Here is a 20,393-nt window from a genome sequence, read left to right as displayed (position 1 = left end):
AATTAATTGGCTTTCTTAAATGTGTACACATAGGTATTGCCCGGGCAGCCGGGGCTAAATGTTAGTGTCAGCTGCCTTATACCGTTCACAATTGGATAAGTGAATGCCGTAGCAACCGCCGTTTTGCCTGTTGGCGTGAAACTTATTTTAAACGGATATTGCGGATCGTCGAACGAGTAAGCTCCATCATTACTTACCAAAAATGGAAGTTTATTGATCAGCGTGTACTTTCCATCCTTAAAGCTTACCTTAAATTGCGAAAAATCAACTATGCTCATCAAATCCGTACCATTACGGGTTGCCGAAATAACCGTCCAGTCTCCCGAGATGTCTTTTGTACTTTCAGCTACCGGGGTCAGTCTTTCCACTTTGCATGATGCGAAAGTCATCACAGCGATAAGTACAAGCAGCCATGTTATTCTATTCATTTTGTAAAGCTGTTTCATGCTTTTATATTTTTTTGATGTTATTCTATTTAATTAATACCCCGGATTCTGAACCAAGTCGGTTGATTTAGCAAGTTCTCCCTGCGGAATTGGCCACAGGTACATTGCCTTCCTGAAATTGTGCTTCCTTACATTGAAGCGCTTGTAACTGGCCGTAGTATTTGTCCGGGTAATTTCCATACCGGTCATTTCCTGGTTTTCAGTCTGATCGGCAATCATCCAGCGCCTAACGTCCCAAAATCGATGTCCTTCGAAAGCGAGCTCAATCTGCCTTTCATTTCTAATCACATCCCTCATTTGGTCTTTGCTCAAGCCGGTCGGCAGCTGATAAGGATTAAGGCCAGCCCGCATCCGTATTTGCTCAACAGCGTTATAAACATTTGAAGTAGGACCTTCAAATTCATTAGCGGCTTCAGCATAGTTTAGCAATATCTCTGCGTAACGGAAGATCGGTAAACAGCGACTCGTATTGTGCAAAGCATCTGTAGATGCCGCATTAGGGTCAAGCATCTTGTTGGTATAATACCCGGTTGGCGTACCTGTGTAAACTGCATCGCTTCCTGCGGCAATGCCGTTGTAGGTTCCGAGATAAATATTTACCGGCGAAAAACCTGTTCCTAACCTGATTATAAGCGAAGTTTGATCGTGAATAATAGAATAGCCCATTCGTGGGTCGCGATTAGCGTACGGATTATTCGGATCATATCCCGAAGTTGGGTCTGTAATAGCTTTGCCATTACTCATCGGGAATGCATCCACAATTTCCTGGTAAGGAAACCCACCGCCAGAACCCGACCGCGATGGCGGATCCCAAACTCCCTCCAGGTCCCAATTGCCAGTCGGGCGCATTAGCGGTAAAATATATTCGGTATTATAACGCATTGGGAAAAGACTCTGAAATCCCTTACCAGGAGTCGAGTTGTCAATATTTAAACTGTAGGATTCCGAGCTGATAAGTTGGCCTGCTGCGTCTTCTGCCAGTTTCCACCTGTTCGCATCAGCTGTTGGATAACCGATAATCGATGCCAATGATCCGCTGGCCAGGGTAGTTCCGTTAAACAGCGGGCTTGCAGCGTACAATAATGTTCTTGAAATCAGCGCCATACAGCTTCCCCGTGATGCGCGTCCGTAGCCTAATCCGGTTTGCACAGAAGGCAAAGCCAGTGCCGCTGCATTACATTCTGATACTATATAATTAACACAATCAGAAAAATTACTGCGTTTTACCGGGATATGATCTGTATATGTGTAAAGAGTGTCACCAATCAGCGGCACACCTCCGTAGTGTTCCAACAGGATAAAATAATAGTATGCTCTCAAAAAGCGGGCTTCGGATATTATTTGCGATTTAGTGAAAGCAGATACCGGCGTATTATGAATATTTTTTAACAACTGGTTCACCGCCCTTATATTATTATAGCAAGTGCTGAATGCATCATCACTAACTATACCCGCATTGATAGTTCCTGTGGCCCAATCGCTGGCTAATGAAATATTTGTATTGCCTACCTCGCTCTCATCCGAAGCTACATCCAGGCCACCGTTGCCAAACCGGGTAACATTTACCGGGAAACCTATCTGGCTGTAAATGTTTGCAAGGAAATACTCCGTGTTGCTACTGTCTCTAAAAACAGTAGTTTCCGTTAAATTTGAAGTGGTGGTGGGAGCCAGGAAGCCACCTTTTTTACACGACTCTACGCTCAACAGCACAACAACGGGCACAATAAAAGCAATAACCTGAAAGTAAATTTTCCTCATACTATATGGTTTATATAGGTTAAATTTAATAGACTCTCTAAACAACTTTAAATAAGATTAATAAAATTTACAAAATCGTTTTAGCAGATTGTTATAAATTCCATTTATTCAGTCATTATCAAGATTCTCTTTTTGAATATTTATAATTGGTTTATATTATCAGATATAGAATCTGGTACTAATTTAGGATATAAAAACGATTTAGCAAATTTTTTTTCAAATTATTTTTATCCGCTCTATTTTTAATTTCTGTTATTATTTCGTTCATTTTCCGGTTTTTAAACATCTAATCCAAAACCTGTTAATACTGTTAATATTTAGCCGTGTTTTTTAAATTTCCGGTAAAAAAATGACTCAAATCAATTAACAGGCTTATTGAAAAAACGACTAAAAAACAACGCCTGGTAATTGATAGAATTACCCCAAAACTCCCAGGTATGCGCGCCCGGTCTTACCGTATAATCATGCTGAATTTTCCTGTACATTAATTCTTTGTGTAAAGCCTCGTTTGAGGGATACATGAAATCGTCGTAACCAACATCAAACGTTATTGCAAGCGAATTTGGCTTTATCATATAAAGCATGTTTATCACGCTGTTTTTCTCCCACCTTTCGGGATACTCACTGTATTTACCCAATACCTGCTCCACACCGAACGCGTCCGAAAATTGTCTTATATCCACTCCCCCACTCATGCTGCCAACTGCGCCGAAGGTGTTCAAATGTTTAAATGCCAAATAAAACGCACCATGCCCGCCCATGCTTAACCCGGTAATGGCACGACCATTCCGGTTTTGGATGGTGCTGTAATGCTTATCAACCCAATTTACCAACTCAACGGCCACATATGTTTCAAATTGCCATTCTTTACTCACAGGGCTATCAAAATACCAACTGGCAAAACCACCGTCGGGGCATACAATTATTAGGTTGTATTGATCGGAAAGACTTCTTATCGATGGCACTTTAAGGATCCAGTCAGAATAGTTACCGCTAAAGCCATGCAACAGGTACAAAACAGGAAATTTTTTATTGGCCGAATAACTATCAGGCCGGATAACTACCGCTTTTAAATCCTTATTCATAGCCGCGCTGTGCGTTAAAACAGTGTCAACAGTAGCGGCATTTACCCGTACGCAATTGGCGATCATGAAAATTATCGCCGGCAGAAAAAATCTTTTTATTCTATTCATTTTATTAAATGTTCTGTTTCTTATTTAGCGGCAGCTATGGTAATCCGGTGTGTCTGCGGTTTGTTTATGGCGTAAATCTCGTCGATGATCACGTTCATCTCTTTTTGCCAGGTTTCCCTCACGCTTTTATAGCGGGCGCGGGTATAATTATCCTTGTTGCCGTTCACAAAAACGTCCTTAACGGCATATTTGCTTATGGTGTCCATAGCGGCATTATTATCTTTATAAAGCATATTTTTTCCCTTCAAAAAATCATACTCCATCCACATATACATCCTTAAGCGACGTTCAATTTCCCAGCGTTCCTCGTTTAACTCCCGGATCTGTATAGCCTGCTGATATTGCGGTGTCCTGGTCAATTCCGCCATATTAACACCATCACTAAAATTTTGGGCGGCATAAGTGGCTATGCGCTCGCCATCTATCATTAAATTATAATTACCAGCTTTTAAGCCTTTAACAGTTAATATTTCCTGGTTAAATTCCTTTGTAAATGGTACCAGCTTTAGGGCATCAGCCTGTTTTTTCTTATTACCCCAGCTACGTGGAATGGTATCAATTGGGTAAGGCAATGAGTTGGCCAGATAATTAAATGAAAGTGAATCAGCAGAAGCCATTACATTCGAGATCCTGCAATTAACCGATTTGGTCACTTTCTTGCTTTCGGCGTTGATGGCAATATCCGCTACCGCCTTATTGTCCAATCCCTGAGTTTTTAAAAACAGGTATGCCATTACCAGGTGCCCATCATTATCGGGATGTACCCTGTCGTTTGGCGCAAGGCTGAATGTGGTATCCTTCGCCTGTTCGCGCAGGTTAATAGCAGTCATCGGGTGATAAAAATCAACAATGCCCCAATTGTTTTTCTTAGCAGCATCCTGCTGAAAATCAATAACTTTACTGAAGAGCGCTGTTTTTTTTGGATAGATATTCTTTGTGGTGAACTTTGTAGTTTCATCATAAGGTGACCCAAGGATAATTATCTTCCTGATCTCCGGTCGTTGTTTCAGCTTATCCTCAACCAGTGCGTAAGTTTTGTACGAATCACCAATCCTTTTATCCATAAAATCCTGTGCGTCGGCGCGATACCATTCAAAATAGCCGGTATCGTTCATGCCCCATGTTAGGGTTAAAACCGTTGGATTTTTAGAAAGTGCATCATCGTCAAAACGGGTATTGATCTGCCCTATCGCGTCCCCTCCTATCCCAACATTAAAACAAGTAATCCGCATGTTTGGGAAATGTGTCATGTAGTACAACCAGATATACGAGTGGTAATGGCCGCCATCGGTAATGCTATTACCTACGAATGCCACCCGGTCACCAGCTTTAAAGGGTGCTACTGTTTGCGCGTAAATACTGAAGCAGGCAGCCAGGTTGATCAATAAAATTGTAAATATTTTTTTCATGCTAATATGTTCGGTTTATTTTATTCCCCAGGTCTTATTCGGTGTATCGTCCATTGTTAATTCAAGCGTACCGCCTGCGGCTATGTCTTTATAATCGATGTAGCAATGATTATATACCTTTCCGTTTAGCTTAGCTGATTGGATATAAATGTTTTGAGCTGAATTATTTTTGGCGACGATGCTGAAGGTCTTTCCTTTAGCATATTTAGGATCGAGTTTAAAGGTCACCTTGTTGAATACCGGGCTGGTAATTTCCTGCCGCGGATCACCGGGGCAAACGGGATGGATACCACTCGCTGCCAGCACATACCAGGCAGACATTTGCCCCACGTCTTCATTGCCTACCAGACCCTCAACCGAGTTTTTATAAGCCCGGCGACAAATCTCTCTTGTCCATTTTTGAGTAAGCCATGGCGCACCTAAACGGTTATATAAGAAAGGCACATGGTGAACCGGCTCATTGGAGTGGTTATAATAATCATTCCACATCATGTTATCGGGGGTTTTTTCAAACAGGTTATTGAGATCGGCTATTGTCTTATCCCTGCCGCCCATCAGTTTGGCCATTCCGTCAACGTCCTGCGGAACAAACCAGCCCTGTTGATAGGGGTTACTTTCAATCGTACCATACCACTGCTTCAACCTTGCAGAATCAGGCCATGGCAGCCAGTTTCCGTCCTTATCCTTTGGCCGGAACCACCTTTTTTCAGGGTCGAATATATTTTTGAAGGCTTCGCCGCGAAGCGCATATTTTTGTTCATCTGCCGGTTTATTCAACCGTTTAGCCATTTGCGAAACGCACCAGTCAGCATAAGCATATTCCAAAGTATAAGACATGCTCAAAGGCTCGGTGGTATAACCTTTTTCACCGTTGCCAAATTTTTCAACAGAGTTCACGGAAAGCTTATAAGCTTCCGGAACATTAAAATTCCGGATCCCCTTGGCATACGCATCAGCAATAACAGAAACTGCGGGATTGCCGATCATACAGCCGCTGTAAGAGTTTAAGATCTCCCAGCGCTCCAGGTAATCCCTTTTCTTCTCGCCCGCAAGGGTAACCAATGAATTGATCATGTCATTAACCAACGATGGATTGATGATGGTTTGAAGAGGCATCTGACTACGGAATACATCCCAGCCGCTAAAAATGGTGCGCTTTTTAAACCCATTAGCACGGTGAACTTTTCCGTCACCCCCCATATAATTACCGTCCACATCATTTACAATCCGGGGATCGATCATGGTATGGTAAAGTGCGGTATAGAAAACTGTCTTTTGTTCCGCTGTACCACCTTCTATGCTTGCTTTTGACAGGGCGTTGTTCCACAAATCAACAGCGCGTTGGTGTACAGCATCAAAATCCCAGCCTTTTATTTCGGCAAGCAAGTTTGTTTTGGCGCCTGCTACGCTCACAAATGAAATACCTGATTTTAGCAGCACCTGCTCTTTGTTGGTAGTCGGGAATTCTGTATAGAAGCCTAAATGCTTGCCTTGCTTTTCTTTAACACCTTTTAAAATTGCTGCATGTGCAACCATTTTCTGGTATTTTTCGCTGGTTACATCTTCCAGTTTCCTTCCCTGTCCGTCAGGAATATCAGCGCTCCAAACACCAAAGTTTTTTATGGGCTTGCTGAATTGGGCATAAAAGTATACCGTATAGTCTGCGTGACCATCACCATTACCCCATCCGCCGCCATCGGGCGTGCATTTCATCCAGCCTTCAATGGTATGGTCATCAACCACCTTAACGTATTGCAAGGTTGAAGTACCGCCAACCCTGCGGGCCAGGTCAATTTGAATCCGTGATTGTTTATCTTCAGGGAACGTAAACCGTAACATCCCGCTATGCGGCTGGGCGGTCATTTCGGCCTTTACTTTATATTTTGTTAAAAATGCGCTGTAATAACCTGCCGATGCCTTTTCACTTTGTTTATCATAATCTGAGCGATAACCTTCTCCCGTATTTTTAAGCGAGCCGGCACTTGTCTTTAAATCGCCAGTGGTTGGCATCACTAAAAAATTGCCCAGGTCTCCATACCAGCCTACGCCGCTCATTTGGGTAAATGCAAACCCCTCAATACTGGTATGTTCATAGCTGTACCCGGAGCCATTGTCACCGCCGGTTATGGTATTAGGGCTCAATTGCACCATGCCGTAAGGCGTAGCAGCACCCGGAAAGGTTTTACCAAGGCCATGGTATACGCCTGCATCGGCTGTACTGGTGCTTGCCCCGATAAAAGGGTTCACAAATGATGCCGGGCCATGTGTTTTATTTTGTCCATATAAGGACATAGAAAAACAAGCGAATACTAAAAATAAGGCAGTATTTTTAACGTGCATATCCGATTTAAAAGTTAAGAATAATAAAGGCCAATTGGTTGTTGGTGATAAATTATCGTCCAAATTATATAAAAAAAACGATTTAGCAAATTTTAGCGCGTTTATTTTTTAATATTATTACCGCTTACTTATTATGTTTATTCCACTAAGCTTTATCGTCCTGAAACCAAACCGTGGTATGGTTAAATTTATAAGGGTTTTATCCCCGATTTTGGTTATTTTAACGTCACTCCTTTTCGTGCCGTTCAGCTCTACGAATTCGGCTTTGCGAACTTGAGCGCTAAAGGAAATTATCTTTAGTGAAGTATCTCCTTCAGCATTATACAGCCGCACCGACAGGTCATCACCATCAAACACCATCGATGAAATTTCAATGCCGGGCTTGTTGATGCTTATAAATGAAGCTGATTTATTTTTTGCAGCTGATTGTGAAACGGTTGTTATTAATGGCTCTGCCCATTTAGTAGTTGCCGTCCATGTGCCGCTTTTATCCCATTTGCCGGCATGAGGGATCAACGCATAGCTGATAGCGCTTGGCCCGTTTATTTTATAGTCCCGCCCCCACAAACCCATACCGGAATATTGAAGATCCAGCCCCAAAGGAAAATCCTTTCCATGTGTGTAGCTGGTGGTGTGGTCCGTTAACATGGTCATGCCATATTTGCCGGCGCCGTCGGTCACATCAACCCAATGTAAAATCACGTTGTTCTTGATACTATCCCAGCTGTTATAGAATGTATTTTCCAGCTTACTCTCTGTTACGTCAAAAGGTGCATCTTTGTAAACCTTTTGATTAGGCAGATTTAAAGGGAACAATGCAAGCATCTTAAAGCGGTCATCGTAAAATGCTTTGTTTGGATTTTGCCATTTATAGGTACCTGCCGGCGTTGGTTCGCCAATTCCCGGGTTACCCTTCCAATCGATGTTAACACTAAGATCGATCCTCTCCTCTCCCAGTTTTACCGTAAGCAATTGTATGAATTGATTATTTGCGATCGTCCCTTTTATCGCCAGCTTTATCATCAACGGTCCTTGCTGTAATATTTCTATCATTGCAGGGTTTTCTTCGCTCGATCTGAAACCACCATCGTTATAAAAATTTCCACGCAGTTCATTAAAGCCTTTCGGGTTTGCTTTGTCTACAAACTCACGGTTGTTTAATTTCTTTGCTATTAAGCTTTTGATAATGCCGCCTTTTTTAGGATCGATCAATATGGTATAAAGGTCAGTTTCTACCTGATACAGACCGTTGGGAAGCTGTTTTATTGTAGCGCCTTTTGTTACAGTCGACTTGCCTGGCAACAGTTTATAAGTGCTATACCCAATAGACGGGACATCGGCTTTGAACATTATTTTCTTAACACCATTATCTTCATTCACCTGTGAGACAACTTCCTGTCCGTTCGCATCAATAACTTTAAGCGACGCGCCAGCCAATTCTGCCGGGACGGTAGCAGCTACCATTTCGTTCCGCTTTGCTCCAACCGTGTTGTAAACCCTTACATAGGTCTCATTATTTTTGCTGCCTGCGAAGGCATTCGCTGAGGAAGCTATAATACTGTCGCTTTTACTGATTGTATTATTAGTCCATAATAAGATCTTATCTGCCCAGGTATTGCCGGGCTTACCATTATACGGCACTATCCATGAATCATGGTGCTGCGACAGCAATAGCGTGCGCCACGCAGCATCCAGGCTATCGGCCGGATAAGTTGTATCATTATAGATCTTTGCCAGCGAAGCCATTTTTTCGGCGCTAATGATCTTATTTTCAGCTACCCGCACCTCCTGTGCTATCTTCTGCATTACCTGCGATCCCCATACCAGGTTTACCAGCATATCTTCCTGCGTTGGCTTCCATTGTGGTTTAGCATCGCCGGCTGTTACGTTTTCAAAATAATTGCGCCAGGTGGTATATGTAGTTGTAATACCAAACCGGGCACCTATCCCCATAAATGGACCGCCTTTCCAACCAGCATCCTGTATCGTCATACCGATTGGATGCTTAATGCCGTCAGCATAAGAAGCGTTTACAAATGCCGGCGAATTTTCCCAGCCGATAGTTTGCCACGTTGATTTGGTGGAAAGCTTTTCAACGCCATATCGGGGGGCCGTGGTTATCCCTGTACCATCCGGCCCGATCCATGTCACCAATTCGCCGCCATGTGCTGCTGCATAGCCGCCAAAGCAGGTATTTGGATTTTTAAGGGATGCGTATTTATAACCAAAGGATCTAAGGATCTGCGGCAGCGCACTTGTAAAACATGGCTCCTCTGTTGAATAAGTACTAAACACAGCATCGGGAAAATGCATCTTTATCTTTTTTATCCCGTAACTGAACTGCCGGATAATGCTTTCGCCGGATATATTATATAAATAGCTTTGCGCATAAGCCGGGTTTATAAATTCAATCCGCCCGTTAGCAGACTGATCGGCGGCCAACGCCTTAAACTCGTTATAGGCTGCAGGGTCAACTAATTTTGCCTTGTCCCATGTTTCCGGTTCAATCTCGATATTGATACGCCAGTCGGGATGCTTGTTGAGCATATCCACCATAAAACGCGTAAAATTATCCGGGTACCCGCCGTAAACTCCGCCATGATAGCCATCGATAAAATATGCTTTTTGAGCAGATACGGTACCTGCTAAATTCACAAGTAACACAACCAACAGCAACAGTTTAAATTTCATTGACCGCATGTGTTCAGGCTTAGTATATTAAGGTTATCTCAACCCGGCGATTTACCGGTTTATTTGTTGCATAAATTTCGTCAGTAAGCAACGCGATCTCTTTTTTCCAGGCGTCGCGTACGCTTTTAAAGCGGGCCTTTTGATAGGTAGGAAGTGTTACAGCGACAAAAAAATCCTTCTTTGCAAATCTTTGCAGTGAGTCTACAGTTGCATCCCCATCGTTAAACAGCAGGCCATGAGGTTTTAAAATTGAAAAATGGATCCAGTAGTATTCACGCAGGCGGCGTTCAATTTCCCAGCGTTCTTCGTTAAGCTGCATTACAGCCATTGCCTCCTGGTATTGCGGAGTTTTATTAAGCACGGCAAGGTTGATACCTTTTTTGTACTCATCGGCACCCCAGGTTCCTATAATTTTATCATCTATCTTTAATTGATAATTTCCTGTTGATTTCAGCCCCTTTACGCGCAGGATCTCCTGGTTAAACTCTTCAGTAAAGGGTACAAGTTTTAAACCAGCTGATTGTGCCCTTTGAGGTTTGCCGAAACCGCTTTCAATGGTATCCATCGGGTACGGCAATGCATTAGCCAGGTAGTTAAATGTAACACGATCTGTAGTTGCAGCCAACGCCGTTACTGCGCAATTATCGACGCTTTCCACTCTGGGAGTCGAGGCGTTTATTACTGACTCAGCCACCTTTTTCCCGGCCAGGCCCTGCGCTTTTAAAAACACGTAGGCCATCACCATCATTGCATCGTTGGTAGGGTGCACTCTGTCGGCATTCTCCATGGTGAAGAGTGAATCCCTTTGCTCTTCCCTGATATTGATGGCGGTTAAAGGTCGGTTAAAGTCTACGAAGTCCCAACCGTCGGCTTTGGCTGTTTGCTGCTGTACGTCGGCAATTTGTAGCAAGGCATTATTTTTTCCGATGAAAGGTGTCAATTTACTTTTTGATGTTTCGTCATATGGCGGCGATGCGATCATGATCTTCCGTACCTCCGGATGTTGTTTGTATTTATCCTCAATCAGCCTAAAGCTTTTAAGAGATTCAGCGATCTTTGCTTTATAGGTAGAATCGGCAACTGCCGCAGTCATATATTTATAGCCGGTATCATTCATTCCGAAAGTAAGCGTAACCACTGTGGGATTATGCGAAAACACATCGTCATCAAGCCGTTCATAAATTTGTTTAGATACATCCCCTCCTATCCCGGCATTATATATATCAATTCTGCTATTGGGGAACCGGGTCATGTAATACAGCCAGATGTAAGAGTGATAATGCCCGCCATCCGTAATGCTGTTGCCCACAAACACCACCCTGTCGCCTGTTTTAAATGGTTTTATTGTTTGCTGGGCGATAGCGTGTATAACGGAAAAGGCAAAGCAAAAAATTGCAGTAAAGGTCCTGATCATAATTGGCTAAATTGATTTAGCAAATAAAATCAAAAAAAACGATTTAGCAAATAATATTTGAATGTTATAGGTAGATGTTACAATGTATTATTCCTGTACGCTAAAAGAGATTTATTTCAGGCCAGCAGCATGAATACCTGCGATAAATATTGAACGGGATACGGCTATAGCTTTCTATCTGCCCTTTTTGCCAAAGCTGGCAAGTCTCTGAACAGCGCCATCATAAGTTCATCCAGGGCGCTTTCGCACAGCGGCTGCACCTTTGCCGGGGTAACAAAAGGAATACCTTGTACAAGCGCGCCAGATATTTTTGACAATGCCTCTTCCTTTATCGAAAATACTTTATCGCCCGCTTTATTATAGATAATGATATGTGCACGTGCGTTTACCTTCACAACCGCCACGCCACCGAAACCCTTCTTTTGCAGATCAAAATCTACATAAACCTTCATTATTCCATCGCAGTCATTAAACATCTGCAATAGCTTTTTTTCATTCTCGGTCGACTTTAAGGACTGAACAACCTTATACCCTTTTATTGGCAGGTTAACGTCATCTTCCAATAGATTAGCGCTTGCCTTCATTTCTGGCGCAAAGTCTCTATAAGAATCATTCTTTATCACCTGTTCCTCCGGCAAAAACTGCAAGGGGAAATTTTTCAGGCAATCTCCAAAAAACTGATCGTGAAACCGTTTGAACGATGGTGTCAACTTAAAATTGGGATCGTTAGCAAGTCGTAACACGGCATCAGCAGTATTGGCGGTTCCAAAGTCCGATACATCGATCTGTTTATTAACGTAAAAAGTAACAACTGCTACTTTTTTGTCCTGGGCCTGAATTGTTGTAGTGAAAATTAGAATAAGAACTGGAAAAAGCAGCAATAATTTCTTCATGTTAGCGTACAGTAATTTAACGTGCGTAGCGTTGTTCAGCGCAAAAATAGTAAATAAACAACATCAGCCGCCTTTTACTATCTATGCTAAACTAACCCGATAAACGCGCAATTCAAAGCTTTGTTTCCCGCCTTAATTGATTTCGCTTATTTGCAGCACCACGCTGCTTCTTCCTGTATTAACCTGCGGATTGAATCCAACCTTCATCAAAAAGTCGCCCTGGTAAGTTTTTTCGCCATCTATTGATGATGAAGCGCCGGGATAAAGATTAATTTCCTTCAACTTATAATTCTTTTTCGGATCCAGCCCTTTTAGCCTGATCGGCGTTTTACTGCCCTGGTCGTAACGGTAATTTACAAGGTAATTAAACATTACACCATTGGCTTTGGCTGCGTCCAGATACATTATCGATGCCACATTTTTTTCACGCGGATCAGACAATCGGTATTGATCGCCCTGCCAAATAGTTTGCTTTACGGAGTTATAGGTCTTAACAGCATCCTGCGCAAATTGAAGATCGCTGCCACTCAACTTGCTTACCACAATATCAAAACCCAATCTGCCCATCATGGCTACATCCGTGCGGAACTTCAATGGTTGCTTGCCCCAATCGGTTACGTGGTTGGCGCTGGCCATTGCCGGGTAAAAATAAGAGTACTCCCATTGAATAAAGATGCGTTCAATCGGGTCGGTGTTATCACTTGGCCAAAATTCTGTGAAGTATTGAAGTGCGGCATAGTCAACACGTCCGCCACCGCCTGAACAAAGCATCATCGGCACAACCGGATATTTAGCCCTGATCCGTTCCAGCACTTTATATAAGCCGCGTACATAATCTACATAAAAGTGAGATTGATCCTTCAGACGGGCAGAATAAGCGTTATAGATCACCGCATTACAGTCCCACTTAATAAATGCCAGGCCTGGATTTTTAACGAACAATGAATCCACAATATTGAATACAAAGTCCTGTACTTTAGGATTGGTCAGATCAAGCACTAATTGATTCCTGAAATAATATTCATCCCTTTTAGGTTGCTTAACTACCCAATCCGGGTGTTTTTCATATAAAATACTTTTGGGGTTCACCATTTCCGGCTCAATCCAAATCCCGAATTTCACACCATCAGTTTGTGATTCCTTAACAAGCGCAGCTATTCCATTCGGCAACTTGCTTTTATTTTCCTGCCAGTCGCCAAGACCTGCGTGATCGCCATTACGCGGATATTTATTGGCAAACCAGCCATCGTCCAGCAAAAACAGGTCGACTCCCAACTTTTTGGTATCCTTCAATAACTCGCTTAACTTTTGCTCGTTAAAATCAAAATAGGTCGACTCCCAATTGTTCAGCAATGTCATGCGTGTGCCTTTTCCATCAAGCAGTTTGTAGTTGCGCGCCCAGCTTTGCAGCTTGCGGCTGGCATCCCCCCGTCCTTTGTCCGACAGTGTATACCAAACAGCGGGTGTCTTGAAATCCTCACCTGTTTTTAATGTATATGCCGATGCGTAATTGTTGGCGCCTGCAATTATCCGCAAGTTATCAGTTGGATCAAGCTCAAAATCCTCCCGAAAGTTACCGCTCCATTCAACGCCGCCATAAAGTACGGTGCCTTCGTCCTCTGTCGCCGGCTTATCCAACGATACCATAAAAACCGATGGCTCAAATAAATTAGCCCTGGTTCCTAATTTGGTGTCGATGGTTTTTACACCGTGTGTTATCTGTGTTTCTTCAGGCTGCATTTCCTTTGCCCAGTCACCGTGATATTGCCTTAACCAAAAGCTGCCTGCCTTTAAATACAGGTTAGCGGAGGCGAATTTATTAAGGGTTACTACACCTTTTTCATTGTTCTTTATCGTGCTCCATTGCTCAATTACATCGTCTTTAAAATATGATTTATAATACAGCGTAACTTCAAAATCATAAACCGGATCCTTAAGTTGTATTGTCAGTAAGCTCACATCATCGCTTACTTTGGTAATATTATGGCTAACATATTTTAAATCAAGCGAGTTATTACCATCTGCATGGGTAACGCTGATGGCGGGCTCAACCAGGTTGCGTGAGCCTGAAGAAGTATAGGCCGAGTTCAGCATCCCTGTATAGTCATCCTGGTTATAAACACCTGGTACCTTCCCGTATTCAGCAGCATTTGAAAGCTTAACACCGAAGTATATCGTATTCAGGTCCTTGTTTTTAGCAACTTGTAATACCATCGCATTATTTGCGGTTTCTATGGGGATGGTAGTCTCCTGCGCAAAGGTTGCGGAGGCTGCTACTGCAAAAAGAAATAGCAACGCAGCTGATTTATATCCCGATTTTAAGTTTGACGAATTAAAGCCCATTATGATGTTTATGTATTGGTAAATAATTTCCTGCAGTTGATGATCGGCAATTGGTTTTGCGGGGTTAAGATATCTATAATTTCACAGATGTAATATCCTTAACTTCCCCGTTAATTTTAATTTTTACTTTATGTGGGGTAACGGATGCAACCCGGTAGTTGGTAATTTTACCATCTGCCCATTTCATATCAACAGTAAATCCGCCCCGCGCTTTTAACCCTTTGGCCTCGCCGGTTGCCTTCCATGCATCGGGAATCGACGGAATAAACTCAATGTATCCCTGGTTACTTTGGATCAGCATTTCGGCGATGCCTGCGGTAGTGCCAAAATTTCCGTCAATCTGGAAGGGTGGCCCGGCAGATAACAGGTTCGGATAAATCCCGCCTCCAGCTCCGTAGTTTATCCCGGTCTTCAAAGTAGGCTTCATGATCTCCTTAAACAGCTTATAAGCCCTGTTGCCATCATGCAGCCTGGCCCAAAATAACAATTTGTAAGCTATAGACCAGCTTGGACCATCATCTCCCCTAACGTTTAATGTTTTCTTTGCGGCTTCAGCCAAATCAGGCGTACCATCAGATGTTATCAGCGATGCAGGGTACAAACCGTACAGGTGCGAAATATGCCTATGCTGTGGTTCTGTTTCCTTGTAATCTTCCAGCCACTCCATAATCCTGCCATCCTTTGAGATTCTTCCCGGTGGAGGAAGTTCTTTAAGCTTTGCCTGTAATTTACTACTGAACGCAGCATCCAGCCCCAAAACCTTTGAGGCGGTGATCACATTATTAAACAGCTCGCGGATGATCTGGTTATCAATAGTAGCGCCCATGCAAATACTGGCCGTTTTACCATCGGGCAGGTAAAAACTATTTTCGGGTGATGAAGAAGGCGCGGTAACCTGGTACCCGGTCTTCGGATCTTTGATCAGGATACTGTTATAAAACTGCGCCGACCCTTTTAATATCGGGTAAATGCGTTTTAAGTACGCTTTGTCATTGGTGAAGGCGTAATGCTCCCAAAGATTATCGCATAGCCAGCCTGCGCCGGCTTTTGTAATTCCCCATGAAGCGCTTTCACCGGGCTCAGTATACCCCCAAACATTGGTGATCACGTGTGCAATCCAACCGTCGGCGTTATAGTAAGCCATGGCTGTTTTCTCGCCGTGCTTTATCATCCCTTCTACCAAACTAACCAACGGCAGGTTTAGTTCCGACAGGTTTGATACCTCCAGCGGCCAGTGGTTCATCTGCACATTTACATCGAGGTGGTAATCACCGTTCCAAGGCGTGTGCACCTCATTGGCCCATAAACCCTGCAGGTTTGGTGGCAACAAGCCCACACGGGTGCTGCAAATGCTCAGGTAGCGCCCAAATTGATAAAACAACACCGGCATACCCTTATCTGCATCCGGGTTATTGTGGAATGAAATGAGCCGCTTATCGGTTGGTTCGTTTGCAGCTTCACTATCGCCTAAGTTTATCTTTACTCTGTTGAACAACTTTTGAAAGTTGGTTGTGTGCTGCTCTTTTTGTTGATCATACGATTTGCTGATAGCGGCAGCAAGCTTACCGTCAACACCGGCGATATAAGCTGGGTTTTTAAAATCTGTTCCTGCAGAAATATAAATTGTAGCCGCTGTGGCGTCCTTAACTATTAATGTATTGTTCTCAATAACCTGTGAACCACCTGTAAGCTTTGTTTTAAGCTTTGCCTCATATTTCATACCCTTCCCATCGGTTCCATTATCCAACTGACCAGCCAGTTTCAGTTCGTCACCAATAACTGAGACAACACCCCGTTCAGGCCTGCTTAAAGAAAGCGAAAAATTCAGCATTCCAGGCTTATCGGCGCTAAGCCTTATCACACTTACGTCATCACCAAAGCTGGTAAAGTATTCACGCTTATAGTTTACGCCATTAACGGTAAAACTACTGGTGGCAATGGCATTATTCAATGATAATTCACGGTAGTAGCCTGTAAACTTCACATCGCTGCCAGCATCCTTGTAATCGTATTTCAAATTCAGATCGCCAAGTAACTGGTAGCACCCAAACGGCACGCCACCTGATCCTTTTCCCACACAAATAAAATCCTTATCAATCAATGCCTGCGCCTCGCTGTTTTTTCCGGCCAGCAGCAATTGCCTTATCTCGGGCAGCTTTTTGTAAGCCTCATAATTATTGGCGTCCTGCGGCGAGCCGGACCATAAGGTAATATCGTTTAATACCACCTTCTCGGCGGTTACTCCTCCGTCCGGCATCATACCTAAATGGCCGTTGCCTAAAGGCAATGTTTCTTCCCAAACCTGTGCGGGCCTATCATACCAAAGTTTTAAGGGTTGCTGCGCAAAAGTGGCAGTAGCAGTAAAAAGGGTAACTAGTATAAAAAGATTTTTCTTTAGCATTTCGGCGTTGTTTTAAATTACCGGGATCAGTTCAGCATTTTTGTCGATGTCCAATTCTATAACCGAAACATTTTCGTCCGGCAGTGTATCAGGCAGGTTTATTTTGATGCCATCATTTTGGGTAAAGGTTAATGCGTTGCCACTAAGCCAGCCCGCTTTGGTTATTTTAATACCGGGTATGGCTGGCAATGTTAGCATCGCACCATCTTTTTTGAATAGCTCAATGTAGATCTTATTGCCTTTTCGGGTAGTAGCGTAACTGTCGTTTGGCTTGTAAGGTCCGCCTTTTGTACTGTAAATGGCGGTTCCGTTTTGTTTTAGCCAGCTGCCTATTTCAGCCAATCTCTTTACCTGTCGGGCTTCCATACGGCCATCCATCATTGGACCAACGTTAAATAACAAGTTACCGTTTCCACCGGCTGTTTTAGCCAGCGTTTGCAGGCATTCTTTTAACGATTTCATGCTATCGTTTGGCTTCCATGCCCATTGGTTACAAATGGTAATACAGCTTTCCCACGGGTTTACCATATCCAGCTTGCCTATCTGCTGCTCCGGTGTCAAATAATCGCCTACTGATCCCTCTGAAAATTTTGTTGGGTCACCCTTACCAAGTCGGTTATTAATAACCACACTGGGATCGACAGTTTTTATATACTGATAAACTTCCTGCCCGTATTCCTTTGTCCATGGCTCTTCCCAAAAACCGTCAAACCAAAGCATGGTGGGTTTATAATTTGTAATCAACTCATGCAGCTCATTTTTCATCCTGTTCACAAAAGCCCGCATGTCACCCTTTACGTTGAATTTTTTATCATTCGGATTATGGATGGGATAATCAGCGTCATGCCAGTCCAATACGGTACAGTAAATACAGAAAACTATCCCCTGCTTTTTGCAGGCTTTGGCCAACTCGCCCACTATATCCCGTTTAAAAGGCGAATTTGAAATATTATAGCCGGAATACGATGTGGGCCAAAGGCAAAAACCATCATGGTGCTTTGCCGTAATTGTAAGGTATTTCATCCCCGCATCCTTAGCTGCTTTTACCCATGCATCAGCATTAAACAAAGCTGGGTTAAACTCCTTGTAAAGCGAATCGTAATCGTCCTGCGCAACCTGCTGATTACGGCTCCATCCTATCTCCGTTCCGCGCAGGGTTACAGGGCCGAAATGAATGAACATACCAAACCGCATGTCCATAAACTGGTCAATCTTATCCTTGGGTGTTTTAAGGAAAGTTGGTGTGCTTTGCTGCGCAATAGCACCGCAGACAGTAAACACAGTAATTATTAGCAGGAATATTCTTTTTTTCACGATTTTAATTATTGTTCACTAGAAAGTATACTATCCGGCAGGCGTTTCCCTTGCTTGCATTATTTTTATCAGGGCTGATCTTAATTTTTAAAGTATGGGCCTTGTTATCTAAATGATCCCCCAACAGTAAGTACCAGGGTAAATGCAGAAAGCTGCTCCACTGCGTATAGAGGTCACGATCCTTAAAAGGGGCGCCATCTATTGAAAAGGAAATTCTCCCGGCATCTCCACCTGACACAACGGCTATCCCAACGGCATTTCCCTTAAACGAAAATGAGAGTTCCGCGCCTGGTTTGGTTGCACTCAGTACCGGCACGTGTACAAAGCCATCGCGGGTTTGCAAGCCATCCTGCGGCGTCCAATCCTTTGTGATCGTCCAATCCTTATCGTGTCGGGCATTTTCAATATTGCTGTAGCTGCCGTTCTCAAAGTTTGCTTTATTTAAAGGATGAGGGAGTCCCGACTTCAAATTATTGCCGGCAATTCCGGCATCTCCAAAACAGGTATTCAATAAGCTTTTGATGGTCGCGAAGTATAGTTCCTGTCCAAAAACTGCCGGGTGCAGGTCCTTAAAATCATCGTTCCAGGTAAACTCCTTATTGTTCATTTTGTCCCTAACTTCCAAGGCCAGGTTGATAAATGGCAGATTATAATGCCCTGCAACCAATTGGTGATTTTTTATTTCGACGGGCGTTATTCCCTTATTGTAATCAGCAGTTTTATCCGGGTCGGCAAAAGCCATGAAGACTACATCCATAGCAGGGTTGCTTTTCCGGGCATGGCGTACAATACCTTCCAGATCAAGCAGTTGAGTTACACTATCTGTACCATTTACCCTGTCATTCACCGCCGCTTCAACAAACAATAGGTCGACTTTGCCGGAATCAAGCACATCCCTTTGTAGTCTAAATGCATGAGGCAGGCTCCCTAATGATGGGATCCCGGCGGCGATAAAATGAAAATCAGTTTCAGGGAAACGTTCCTTTAAATACCTGCATACCTTTTGCCGCCAGCCGGGGTTGAAGGTTATAGATCCCCCTAAAAAAGCTACGGTAGCCTTTTTTTGAAGGGTTGCAGCATTATAAAAGCGCGGCAAACCTCCCGCGGTCTCAAAGTATTTATTATATGGCAAGGGCTGCTTTACTGGATACGAGTTATCGTATATAAATTTTGCGTAATAATCCGGCCTGTCTATCGGAAAGTGGTGCCCCTGCAATTCCTGTGGACCAATAGTTACCGGGCTTACACTCATGGGCCCTCCCGCAGCAATATAACGTTGCGCAAACAGGTTGCTATTTTCGGCAATAGGGGCAAGTTTATCATTCAACCCTATTACATGCAGAACAGGCACCCGGAATGATGCCAGGCCTTCTAGGTTATCAACCGGGTTATCATTGTATGCGAGGGCCTGTGCCTCTGTAAAGTGATACGCTTGTTTAAGTTGTCGCCATAAAGCGGTGTCGCCCGGGCCTTTTCCCTTACCACCCGGCCAGCTTTTAATATCGCAAACCGGGGTTTCGGCGTAAATGCAGCTAACCTTGTCTGGATTGCGCTTTGCCCAACCATAGGCATACAATGCACCACGACTTACCGCTTCAAGCGCAACCTTTGGAGCGAACAACATTTTGGCAGTAAGGTAATTGTAAAACTGATCCCAAATTTGTAATGATTGCGGGCTGCCGTACTGGTCATCAACATTGATATAGGCAACATAAAAACCTTTGGCCAGTAAAATACTATCCATATCCGTATGCCAATCGGGGAAAGATGATCGCCATATCCATGGGTTTCCGGACAAAGCGTGCGCCGGCGTTACATAATATGCCTGGTGCCCGGCTATTGAAAAATTAGTTCTTTTAAAGCCCTTCCAGTAAACCTGCCCGCTTTTATCCTGGCCTTTTACAGCAGCACAAAACAGGATGAATATGATTATTAAAGTAAAACTATTAAATTTTGTTACCACTTTATACAGGTATAATTCAGCGTTCGTCACCATAAACAAATTAACCAAAATCAATCAGTTGTTGCTATAAAACCCGGTTTTATTATATGAAACAGGTAATTGATTATAATTTGGTTTTGTTATCAGATTGGTAAATATATAGGCTTGCAATGCATCCAAAAATGGATAAACCTTTTAATAAGATGGATTATTAAATTATAACAATAGTCATAATTCTAAAGCATACAG

The 20,393-nt window shown here is 43.3% G+C and carries 12 protein-coding genes; all 12 read right to left on the bottom strand.

Features of this window, described 5'->3' with window-relative positions:
- Positions 1 to 2: 2 nt before the first annotated feature.
- A complete protein-coding gene (locus KXD93_RS18065; RefSeq protein WP_258138731.1) occupies positions 3 to 428 on the bottom strand; it encodes a DUF5004 domain-containing protein in 426 nt (141 codons plus the stop codon).
- Between the two features lie 51 nt (positions 429 to 479).
- Positions 480 to 2,204, bottom strand: a complete 1,725-nt coding sequence (locus KXD93_RS18060; protein WP_258138730.1) for a RagB/SusD family nutrient uptake outer membrane protein — start codon at positions 2,202 to 2,204, stop codon at positions 480 to 482.
- A 359-nt stretch (positions 2,205 to 2,563) separates the two neighbouring features.
- Positions 2,564 to 3,397: an alpha/beta hydrolase gene (locus KXD93_RS18055; protein WP_258138729.1), complete on the bottom strand. Its 834-nt coding sequence runs from the start codon at positions 3,395 to 3,397 to the stop codon at positions 2,564 to 2,566.
- A gap of 20 nt (positions 3,398 to 3,417) precedes the next feature.
- On the bottom strand, positions 3,418 to 4,806 hold the full coding sequence (locus KXD93_RS18050) for an SGNH/GDSL hydrolase family protein (RefSeq protein ID WP_258138728.1): 1,389 nt from the start codon (positions 4,804 to 4,806) through the stop codon (positions 3,418 to 3,420).
- 15 nt (positions 4,807 to 4,821) lie between these two features.
- Positions 4,822 to 7,146, bottom strand: a complete 2,325-nt coding sequence (locus tag KXD93_RS18045) for a GH92 family glycosyl hydrolase (protein ID WP_258138727.1) — start codon at positions 7,144 to 7,146, stop codon at positions 4,822 to 4,824.
- Between the two features lie 117 nt (positions 7,147 to 7,263).
- Complete coding sequence (locus KXD93_RS18040) at positions 7,264 to 9,837, bottom strand: glycoside hydrolase family 38 C-terminal domain-containing protein (protein ID WP_258138726.1); 2,574 nt, start codon at positions 9,835 to 9,837, stop codon at positions 7,264 to 7,266.
- A 19-nt stretch (positions 9,838 to 9,856) separates the two neighbouring features.
- Entirely contained in the window at positions 9,857 to 11,251 is a 1,395-nt protein-coding gene (locus KXD93_RS18035) for an SGNH/GDSL hydrolase family protein (protein ID WP_258138725.1), read from the bottom strand.
- A 164-nt stretch (positions 11,252 to 11,415) separates the two neighbouring features.
- Complete coding sequence (locus KXD93_RS18030; protein WP_258138724.1) at positions 11,416 to 12,144, bottom strand: hypothetical protein; 729 nt, start codon at positions 12,142 to 12,144, stop codon at positions 11,416 to 11,418.
- A 132-nt stretch (positions 12,145 to 12,276) separates the two neighbouring features.
- Positions 12,277 to 14,487 (bottom strand): alpha-galactosidase, encoded by a 2,211-nt coding sequence (locus KXD93_RS18025; RefSeq protein ID WP_258138723.1) that lies wholly within the window; start codon positions 14,485 to 14,487, stop codon positions 12,277 to 12,279.
- Between the two features lie 73 nt (positions 14,488 to 14,560).
- Positions 14,561 to 16,888 (bottom strand): glycoside hydrolase family 95 protein, encoded by a 2,328-nt coding sequence (locus KXD93_RS18020; RefSeq protein WP_258138722.1) that lies wholly within the window; start codon positions 16,886 to 16,888, stop codon positions 14,561 to 14,563.
- Positions 16,889 to 16,900: 12 nt separating this feature from the next.
- Entirely contained in the window at positions 16,901 to 18,202 is a 1,302-nt protein-coding gene (locus KXD93_RS18015) for an alpha-L-fucosidase (RefSeq protein ID WP_258138721.1), read from the bottom strand.
- A gap of 4 nt (positions 18,203 to 18,206) precedes the next feature.
- Positions 18,207 to 20,165, bottom strand: a complete 1,959-nt coding sequence (locus tag KXD93_RS18010; protein ID WP_258138720.1) for an SGNH/GDSL hydrolase family protein — start codon at positions 20,163 to 20,165, stop codon at positions 18,207 to 18,209.
- Positions 20,166 to 20,393 lie beyond the last annotated feature (228 nt).

Origin of the sequence: Mucilaginibacter phenanthrenivorans, from assembly GCF_024721155.1 — a bacterium.
Classification (GTDB): Bacteria; Bacteroidota; Bacteroidia; order Sphingobacteriales; family Sphingobacteriaceae; genus Mucilaginibacter; species Mucilaginibacter phenanthrenivorans.
This window is presented reverse-complemented; position numbering and strand designations above follow the sequence as displayed.

What these genes read in the sequence shown, in the direction of transcription:
- KXD93_RS18055 (WP_258138729.1), bottom strand. Translation starts at nt 3,397, where the DNA reads ATGAATAGAATAAAAAGATTTTTTCTGCCGGCGATAATTTTCATGATC.
- KXD93_RS18050 (WP_258138728.1), bottom strand. Translation starts at nt 4,806, where the DNA reads ATGAAAAAAATATTTACAATTTTATTGATCAACCTGGCTGCCTGCTTC.
- KXD93_RS18065 (WP_258138731.1), bottom strand. Translation starts at nt 428, where the DNA reads ATGAATAGAATAACATGGCTGCTTGTACTTATCGCTGTGATGACTTTC.
- KXD93_RS18040 (WP_258138726.1), bottom strand. Translation starts at nt 9,837, where the DNA reads ATGAAATTTAAACTGTTGCTGTTGGTTGTGTTACTTGTGAATTTAGCA.
- KXD93_RS18020 (WP_258138722.1), bottom strand. Translation starts at nt 16,888, where the DNA reads ATGCTAAAGAAAAATCTTTTTATACTAGTTACCCTTTTTACTGCTACT.
- KXD93_RS18030 (WP_258138724.1), bottom strand. Translation starts at nt 12,144, where the DNA reads ATGAAGAAATTATTGCTGCTTTTTCCAGTTCTTATTCTAATTTTCACT.
- KXD93_RS18045 (WP_258138727.1), bottom strand. Translation starts at nt 7,146, where the DNA reads ATGCACGTTAAAAATACTGCCTTATTTTTAGTATTCGCTTGTTTTTCT.
- KXD93_RS18035 (WP_258138725.1), bottom strand. Translation starts at nt 11,251, where the DNA reads ATGATCAGGACCTTTACTGCAATTTTTTGCTTTGCCTTTTCCGTTATA.
- KXD93_RS18025 (WP_258138723.1), bottom strand. Translation starts at nt 14,487, where the DNA reads ATGGGCTTTAATTCGTCAAACTTAAAATCGGGATATAAATCAGCTGCG.
- KXD93_RS18060 (WP_258138730.1), bottom strand. Translation starts at nt 2,204, where the DNA reads ATGAGGAAAATTTACTTTCAGGTTATTGCTTTTATTGTGCCCGTTGTT.